This window comes from Flavobacterium frigidum (assembly GCF_048286735.1).
In the GTDB taxonomy this organism is placed as follows: Bacteria; Bacteroidota; Bacteroidia; order Flavobacteriales; family Flavobacteriaceae; genus Flavobacterium.
The window spans coordinates 92,194-102,501 of sequence record NZ_JBLVPU010000016.1 but is presented as its reverse complement, the minus strand read 5'-3'; the positions used below and the strand labels follow the sequence as shown (position 1 = coordinate 102,501).

The window sequence follows — 10,308 nt, the reverse complement described above, 5'->3', positions numbered from 1 at the left end:
CACAGCGCTATTACAATTCGTTGGTGTTACAGCCAATCCTGTTGATGGATTAACTTCACACAATTCATAGGTAATACTATAGCTTCCGCTTGGTGTATTTCCTGCTAATGTTACTACCCCATTCGAATCGATACTCAATGGTCCTGCAGAAACTGGGGTAACATTCGTATTGGTTGGACTTACTAAAACAGTATTCAATGTATCGTTGTCTGTTATATTAAACACTACTTTTGGATTTAGTCCTGTGTTTACTGCAACTGGATTATCATCAACTGCATCAATTGGATTTAAAACAACTACTGTTCCAGTTGCGTTTGTACAATTTACAGGGTCTGCTCCTGCTTCACACAATTGATAAATGATGGTATACGTACCTGAAACAGTATTTGGAGCTAAAGTCAAATTTCCATCTGCATCAATACGCAATGGTCCAGTGGTTACTGGTGTCACATCTGTATTTGTTGATGTAACTGCTATTCCATTTAAATTATCTGCTCCATTACCGTTATTAGCTAACACACTTCCAACTGTTGTAACCACTGTAGTGCTTGGCGCTTGTGGAGGGAAGGCATCATCAAATGCATTAATTTGATTACTAATACGAATTTTCGCATTGGCTATATCACAATTACCCGGATTTATCGCTTCACATATTTGATAAAAAACCATATAGGTACCCGAAACTTGTCCAGAAGGTACTGTTATCGTACCATTACTATTAAGCACAAATCCTGTAGGCGCTGTTCCACTGAATGTTAAATTAACATCTGCTGGATTTAAGACAACTCCATTAAGGGTATCATTATTCAATACTGATGTAGTAGTTCCTCCATTTCCACCGGTATATGGTACTGCTGTAAAATCATCAACAATGGCATCTACTGCTGCTTGGAAAACGTTTACTGTAACAGAAGTAGTACTGCAATTAGCTGGATTCGAACCAATTTCACATATTTGATATTCTAATGTTTGAGGTCCTGCCGCTGTACCTGCTGCAATTGTAATGGTACCATCTGGATTTAATGTTAATACAGCATTTGTAACTGTAGTTGTCAAAATTACATCAGCTGGATTAATAGGTGGGATTCCACTTAAGGTGTCATTCCCTAAAACAGAACCAGTTGTAGCTCCTGGAAGTCCTCCTGTTATATCTGGGTTAGCCACGATGGAATTAAATACAACTACTGTTGCTGTTGCTGTTTTACAATTTACTGGGTTTGCTCCTATCTCACATATTTCATAAATAATACTGTAGGTTCCAGAAGGTGTATTGCCTGCCAAAGTTATCTCACCATTACTAGCAACACTTAATGGGCCTGTTGTTTTTGGAGTTATATTAGTATTTGTATCTGTTACCAAATCTCCATGTAACGTATCATTTGTAGTTACATTTAAAACAACTTTAGAAACTTCAGCAGTCGCTACTGTAATTGGCCCATCATTTACTGCAAGTAATGGATTCTGAACTACAACAGTCACTATAGCCGTATTACAATTTGCTGGACTTGCCCCAGATTCACACAACTCATAAGTAATTAGATAAGTTCCTGAAGCTGTGTTGGCTGCTAATGTTAAATTACCATTAATATCAATACTCAATGGTCCTGTAGTTATTGGTGTTACATCAGTGTTTGCCCCTGTTACTGCAATAGTATTTAAAGTATCATTATCAGTTACATTTAAAATAACTGTAGGTGTTGTTGCTGAAGCTACAGTTGCTGGACCATCATTTACAGCATCAATTACATCAACTGCTGATGGTGTACTTGTTGATGTATTGTTTCCCGGTGTTGGATCGGCTTCATTTGCTGCAATTGTTGCCGTGTTAGCATAACTTCCTGTTGCATTTACAGTAGCTGTTATAGTTAAAGTTATACTGCCTGCATTGGCTAAAGTACCAATAGACCAAATTCCTGTTCCTGCTGTATATGTTCCTGTTGCAGTTGTTGAACTAACAAAAGTATAACCCGCAGGTAAAACATCAGTTACATTTACACCCGTTGCACTACTTGGTCCTGCATTAGTTGCCGTTAAGGTAAAAATAACATCTGAACCAACACTTGGCGTGGCATTATTTACTGTTTTAGTAATTCCTACGTTCGATTGTGGAACGGGTACTGGGGTACTTGTTGCACTGTTGTTTCCTAATGTTGGATCTGCTTCATTGGCTGCAATGTCTGCTCTGTTGGCATAACTACCCGTTGCATTTACCGTAGCTGTTATAGTTAAAGTTGCACTGCCTCCATTAGCTAGATTGCCTATTGACCAAACTCCACTACCACTATTGAATGTCCCCGTGCTTGGTGCAGTATTGCTAACATAGGAATAACCCGCAGGTAAAACATCAGTTACATTTACACCCGTTGCACTACTTGGTCCTGCATTATTTGCTGTAAGGGTGAATATAACATTGCTTCCTACATTTGGAGTTGCATTATTTACTGCTTTAATAATTCCTACGTTCGATTGTGGAACGGGTATTGGTGTACTTGTTGATGTATTGTTCCCTAGTGTTGGATCGGCTTCATTGGCTGTAATGTCTGCTCTGTTGGCATAACTACCCGTTGCATTTACCGTAGCTGTTACAGTTAAAGTTGCACTGCCTCCATTAGCTACATTGCCGATTGACCAAACTCCACTACCACTATTGAATGTCCCCGTGCTTGGTGCAGTATTACTAACATAGGTATAACCCGCAGGTAAAACATCAGTTACATTTACGCCCGTTGCACTACTTGGTCCTGCATTAGTTGCCGTTAGTGTAAAAATAACATCGGAACCAACACTTGGTGTGGCATTATTTACTGTTTTAGTAATTCCTACGTTCGATTGTGGAACGGGTATTGGTGTACTTGTTGAAGTATTGTTCCCTAGTGTTGGATCGGCTTCATTGGCTGTAATGTCTGCTCTGTTGGCATAACTACCCGTTGCATTTACCGTAGCTGCTATAGTTAAAGTTGCACTGCCTCCATTAGCTACATTGCCTATTGACCAAACTCCACTACCACTATTGAATGTCCCCGTGCTTGGTGCAGTATTGCTAACATAGGTATAACCCGCAGGTAAAACATCAGTTACATTTACACCCGTTGCACTACTTGGTCCTGCATTAGTTGCCGTTAGGGTAAAAATAATATCGGAACCTACATTTGGTGTGGCATTATTTACTGTTTTAGTAATACCTACATTTGATTGTGGCGTAACAATTAAATCTGCCGACAATGAAATAATATTTCCACAAACATAATCGCTTTTGGTTATTATAACTCTGTAGTCATAACCGTTTTGAGTTGATGTAACTCCTGTTAGATTTAAAGAAGCGCTTGTTGCACCCGAATAAATACCTGAATTGATAATATTTGTAAACGTTGAACCGCCGTTTGTACTTTCTTGCCATTGGTATGCTACAGTACCCGAAACAGGTATTGTTACAGAAAAAACTGTATTACCGCCAGCAACAGTTACTTTATTGGCAGGTTGGGTTGTAATTACATTACCCACGGTAACTACATTTGTATATGTTCCTGAGTAGGAAGCTGCTATTACTGTACCATTTGTATTTGTTGGAGCTATAGCTCCTCCAGTTTGACCAAATTGCTGACCAATTGCAGCAGATGTGTTATTGTTGTAGTATTCATTTGAATCTGAACATCCATCGTTGTCAGAATCTAAATCAAGATAATTAGCAATACCGTCACCATCAGTATTTAGTGGTGTAGTAGGCGTTCCACCCAAAGCAGTTGGTAAACCATTTGACTGAACAGAACCATCAATGATACCATTATTGTCTAAATCTAAGTTTGGATTACTTCCAGATTCTTTCAAATCGAATACTCCATCATTGTCTGAATCTAAATCTAAATAATTAGGAACACCATCGTTATCTGTATCTGTTGCGCAAGATGCAACAACAACAAAATTATTTATAACATAATCATCTGATTTTAAAATTGCTTGATAGCTAACATTTGAAGCAATATTTGCAGGAATTGTCATTACAATAGTAGATAGACCAGTTGTAGCGAGGTATGGCGTATGATTTATGTAATTATTTCCTTGAATAGAAGGTAATGAATTTGTAAAAGTAGCACCATTAAAAATAGTTATAATGGCGTCACCACCATTATTTGTTGCATTATCAGCATTACTTCCACCATCAGAAGGTGTTGTAATATCCATATATTTTGTTCCATCTACAAAAATAGAAACTACAGATTGAGTGGATGTTGCAGAAGGAATCGTTTGAGACGAAAATCCACCTCCTACTCCGTTATTCCAACGAAAATCAAAACTAATTTTTTTTGAATCTACAGAAATATTTCCAGAAGGACAAGTTATATTTGCAGTAGCATTAACTGTGACACCATTTGCATCATTGGAACCATTTAAAGCTGTTAACAATCCTGCATTTAGTCCTTCTGTTGTATCCAAAATTCCATCATTATCATCATCAATATCTGTTGTGTCTGGAATACCATCATTATCATTATCGCCCACATTTGATGCGATTGGCGTTGGTGTACTTATTGATGTATTGTTCCCTAGTGTTGGATCTGCTTCGTTGGCTGCAATAGTCGCCGTATTGGCATAACTGCCTGTTGCGTTTACTGTAGCAGTAATTGTTAAAGTTGCACTGGCGCTATTAGCTAAATTGCCTATTGACCAAACTCCAGTTCCACTATTGAATGTCCCCGTACTCGGTACAGTATTGCTAACATAAGTATAACCAGCAGGTAAAACATCTGTTACATTTACCCCCGTTGCGCTACTTGGTCCTGCATTATTTGCTGTAAGGGTGAATATAACATTGCTTCCTACATTTGGAGTTGCATTATTTACCGTTTTAGTAATTCCTACGTTCGATTGTGGAACGGGTATTGGGGTACTTGTTGAACTGTTGTTCCCTAGTGTTGGATCGGCTTCATTGGCTGTAATGTCTGCTCTGTTGGCATAACTACCCGTTGAATTTACTGTAGCTGTGATTGTTAAAGCTGCACTGCCTCCATTAGCTACATTGCCAATTGACCAAACTCCACTACCACCATTGAATGTCCCCGTGCTCGGTGCAGTATTGCTAACATAGGTATAACCCGCAGGTAAAACATCAGTTACATTTATACCCGTTGCACTACTTGGTCCTGCATTAGTAGCCGTCAAAGTAAAAATAACGTTGCTGCCGACACTTGGTGTGGCATTATTTACTGTTTTAGTAATTCCTACGTTCGATTGTGGAACGGGTATTGGTGTACTTGTTGATGTATTGTTCCCTAGTGTTGGATCGGCTTCATTGGCTGCAATACTTGCCGTATTAGCATAACTTCCTGTTGCATTTACAGTAGCTGTAATGGTTAAAGTTGCACTGCCTCCATTAGCTAAATTGCCTACTGACCAAACTCCAGTACCACTGTTGAATGTTCCCGTGCTCGGTGCAGTATTGCTAACATAGGTATAACCAGTAGGTAAGACATCTGTCACTGATACTGCTGTTGCACTACTAGGCCCAGCGTTATTTGCTATAAGGGTAAATACAACATTACTTCCTACATTTGGAGTTGAATTATTCACCGCTTTAGTGATACCAACGTTTGCCTGCGCTACGGGTATTGGTGTACTTGTTGAAGAATTATTTCCTGAGGTTGGATCATTCTCTGTAGCAGTAATAGTTGCCATATTGGCATAATTGCCCGTTGCGTTAACGATTGCTGTTATGGTCAAGGTCTGAGAAACTCCATTGGCTAATGTACCAATAGCCCACAAACCAGATCCGCTAGTGTATGTTCCTGTAGTTACTATAGAGCTTACAAATGTATAGCCTGTTGGTAATATATCGTTAGCGTTAACATTAGTTGCAGTATTTGGTCCTACATTACTAGCAACAATTGTAAAAACGACATTACTTCCTACATTTGGAGTTGAATTATTTACTGTTTTAACAACACCAACATTAGCTTGTGGATTTACTATCAAATCTGCAGCTGCTGAAACAACAGTACCACATACGTAATCGCTTTTTGTTATAATCACTCGATAATCATAACCATTCTGTGTTAAAGTTACTCCAGTTAAATTCAAAGAAGCTGTTGTTGTTCCTGAATATATTCCCGTATTTGTAATATTAGACCATACTGTACCACCATTAGTGCTTTCTTGCCATTGGTATTGTATAGTTCCTGAAAATGGAATAGTCACTGAGAAAACAGCATTGCCATTGGAAAATATCACTTGGTTGGCAGGCTGACCTGTTATCACATTACCAACAGTAATCGCATTAGTATACGTTCCAGTATAAGAAGCAGCTATTACTGTTCCATTTGCATTTGTTGGAGCTATTGCTCCTCCAGTTTGACCAAATTGCTGACCAATTGCAGCAGATGTATTATTGTTATAATATTCATTAGAATCAGAACACCCATCATTATCGGAATCTAAATCTAAATGATTGGGTAAAGGGTCAGAATCTGAACTTGACTCATATACATCAGGAACGCCGTCACCATCTGCGTCGGTATAGTTGGTTACTGAACCGTCGGCATTTGCTGAATATGTGGCCGATTGTCCGCTGTTATTTGTTGTATCTAAATAATTTGGCAAACCATCACCGTCCTGATCTCCATTTGGATTATTGCCTCCAGCTTCAACAGAATCTAAAATACCGTCGTTATCATCATCTAAATCAATAGCATCGTTTTTTCCATCGCCATCCGAATCTTGCAAGCATACTGCATATAAAGGCAATAAAATGGCAAAATTATTCTGATTCATATCAAATTCCTTTAGAAAACCGCTGTTAGCATAATTATCAAATTCAATACTAGAAACATCATTAAATTCAAACATTACTCTGCTGGGTGCAGCTCCTGATTCAGCAACGGTACCAGTGGCGTTTAAATCTGGTGGATTTTTATCAATTATTAACCTAGTAGGATCGGCTGTACCAGCAAATCGTACAGAAGCACCACAATTTGTAGCCAAAGCTTCGTTGTTGGGACCGTCAATGTCATTAATAACAAATCTAAAATCGTTTATAGGCACAGGTGTAACTGCGTCTGCTTGTAAAAAAGTAAATCGAATCTTTGAGTTATTGGCTGGTATACCCGTTCCTCCAGCACCATGCGTATAAACAATATTATCTCCATTTATTGTAAAATTTCCTACATTTGCGCCCGATAAACGCTGAGCTCTTACAAATTTCAACAGCGGTATGGTTGGAGAGTTGGCCACAAACAAAGCATTATTGGTGCCACCACCTGTTGACACAGAAGTTACAGCTACATTTTGAAAATTTTGCGATAGCCCAACACTAGAAATAAAAAGAAAAATTAAGACAAAAATTTTATCAATGCACTTAAATTTTAAAGATTTTAATTTAGTAAAGTGTAAAACTTTAAAATCTTGAGAGTAATTTATATTCATACTAAAGATATTTTATTGATGAGGGAAAATTTGCAAATTTATTTAAATGCTACAGTAAACTATTATGATTAAAAATAATCTGTTAACTGCAAAATCTAGTTCAGGAAATTTTAAAATAAAATGTACGTTAAAAACATCTTAATGGTTTTATAAAAAATTGTGGAATAAAATATATTTTTTAAATTTTATAATCATCACCCAAACTATTTGAACGATTCAAAACATCGATACAAAATTGCACTTAGACTATCCTACTCCATAAAAAAACCCACTTTATAATCTCTAAAATCCTTTTTTATCTGGATCTAAAAAAACAGAACTAAACTTTATCATCCCAATTTAGGTATAAAATTTATTTTAAAACAATTTTTTGTAATGAAAACGATAATTTCTATCGATAAATGACACAAAAGTATCGATAATCGTACTTATGTCCTAAACAATTCATGAAAAACATTAAAAAATACCGCTCTATAACAACTTCATGTTTTTCAGATTACCACATATAATTTAGTACTGCCAAGGAAAATAACTTTATTTATAATTCAAAAAAAAACCTATCTTAAAAGACAGGTTTTGTAATTTAACTAACCAAAAATTATTAATCACAACCATCTATTCCACAGCTGTCTCCATCGGTTGCATTCAATACCGTAACCTTCGAATCGAATTTGCCTTCTTCCCATACTTTTTCAAGCGTTTTTACGAAAGTTTCTATATGTTGCGCACCCGATACTGCATATTTATTATCGAAAACAAAAAAGGGAACACCCTGAACACCGATAGATTGTGCCTCATCTATATCTTGCTGCACTTCATTTGCGTAAACATCAGACTGCAATACTTCATCAATGGATTCAGCACTCAATCCTACTTCCAATCCCAATACTTTCAAAGTATCTAAATCATTTATATTTTTACCATCCGTCCAATAGGCTTTGAACAATAATTCTTCTAAATCATTTGCCAAATAATACTTTTTAGCCAAATGCAACAAGCGATGCGCATGCAATGAATTCGCCATAACTGCTTTTTCAAAATGGAAATCCAATCCTGAATTTTTAGCATTCTGCGTCATATCATCTAGCATTCCTTGAGCCCAATCGGTGTCTTTTCTATATTTTTCTGCTAAATGGGCTACTAAATTATCTTCCGAAGAAGATACAAAACCAGCGTCCAACTGAAAACTTTTCCATTCGATTTCAACGGCATCTTTATGTTCGAAAAGCTGCAAGGCAGCTTCAATTCTTCTTTTTCCTATATAACAAAACGGACACATAATATCTGACCAGATTTGTATTTTTAATGTATTTGCCATCTTACTTCGATAATTAAATTAAAACTAATTCTGAGAGGCAAAATTAATCAATTCAGTTTTTAGCTTTTTGAGATACAGAATTTAAATATAGATACAGGAATAGAAAATATTTATTCAAATGAAGAAAAAAACCTTTAAAACTAAAAAACCATCAAAATTGCTCTTGATGGTTTTCTGTATATTTTTAAATTTTTTGTTTAAGCCAATAAATCCAAAACTAAAGATGGGAACAACCCTAATGCAATATTCAACACAATTGCTATAATAGCAACAGCATAAATGATAACCGGAGTTCCTTTACGTTCCTCGTTTGGCTCTTTGGTATACATCGCTAAAATCAATTTGAAGTAATACCCAACACTAATAATAGAATTCACCACGGCAACGATTACCAAAGCTAAATAACCAGCTTTGATGGTGTCACTAAACAATACTAGTTTGGCAAAAAAGCCTGCAAAAATAGGAATACCAGCCATAGAAAGTAAGGCCGCAGTAAGAATGGCTGCAAGCAATGGATTAGTTTTACCTAATCCATGAAAATTAACAACATCTTCGTTATCTCTATTTTTACAAACGTATAAAATCACACTAAAAGCAGCGATTCCAGATAAAGAATAAGCAGCAGTATAATATAATAAACTTCCTGCTGATGTAGACAGACTCAACAAAGTCATTAACATAAAACCAGCGTGAGAAATACCTGAAAAAGCCAACATACGTTTCACATTCGTTTGTCTCAAGGCCATAATATTACCAACGGACATAGAAGCCATAGAAATAATCACAACTACCAATTTAAATGACTCAGAAACATCAGCATTCATTACTGATAATAATTTATAAAGTGTCGCAATTGCCACTACTTTAGCCAAAGTACTCATTAATGCCGTTGTCAATGCTGGAGAACCTTCATAAACATCTGGTGCCCAAAAGTGAAAAGGTACAGCCGCTACTTTAAACAACATACCTATTGTAACCAGAATAATTCCTATTGGGAACCACACTGGCAACTCTGCTGATTGGGATAATGCACTAATTTCAATAACATCAAAACTACCCATGGCTCCGTAAATTAAACAGATACCAAAGAGAATGATTCCCGATGCAAAAGATCCCATCAAGAAATACTTCATTCCTGCTTCATTACTTTTTAAATTCATACGATCACTTGCCGCAAGTATATAAAGCGCAATAGATAATACTTCGATACCAAGAAAGAACATCGCTAGGTTACCAAAAGATACCATTGCCACGGCACCAGCTAATAAAAAAACTTTGATGGCAATAAAATCAGAGATTTTTGATTGGTGATTTTCGTAAAAATTATGTCCTAAAGCCACCAAGAAAATGGTAAGTACGATAAACAAACAAGAGAATGAAGCTGAAAATTTACTTACAACAATCATATTGTTGTAATAACTCTCCGTAGAATTAAATTCAGATATGGTTAAACCCAGCACTGCCAATAACCCAAGTATTGTTATTGGAACAATGGCTTTCCTTAAATTAAAAATTTCAAATAAAAGGCATAAAACACCTAATCCTATTATAGCTATTAATGTATTCATTTTTTTATT

General features: G+C 36.5%; 3 protein-coding genes. All 3 read right to left on the bottom strand.

Going from position 1 to position 10,308, the window contains the following annotated elements:
* The coding region (locus tag ACNQGO_RS10740) for a beta strand repeat-containing protein (protein ID WP_417985253.1) at window positions 1–7,413 on the bottom strand (7,413 nt) is incomplete at its 3' end.
* Window positions 7,414–8,014: 601 nt separating this feature from the next.
* On the bottom strand, window positions 8,015–8,731 hold the full coding sequence (locus ACNQGO_RS10735; RefSeq protein WP_417985252.1) for a DsbA family oxidoreductase: 717 nt from the start codon (window positions 8,729–8,731) through the stop codon (window positions 8,015–8,017).
* Between the two features lie 197 nt (window positions 8,732–8,928).
* A complete protein-coding gene (locus ACNQGO_RS10730) occupies window positions 8,929–10,299 on the bottom strand; it encodes an NADH-quinone oxidoreductase subunit N (RefSeq protein WP_417985251.1) in 1,371 nt (456 codons plus the stop codon).
* Window positions 10,300–10,308 lie beyond the last annotated feature (9 nt).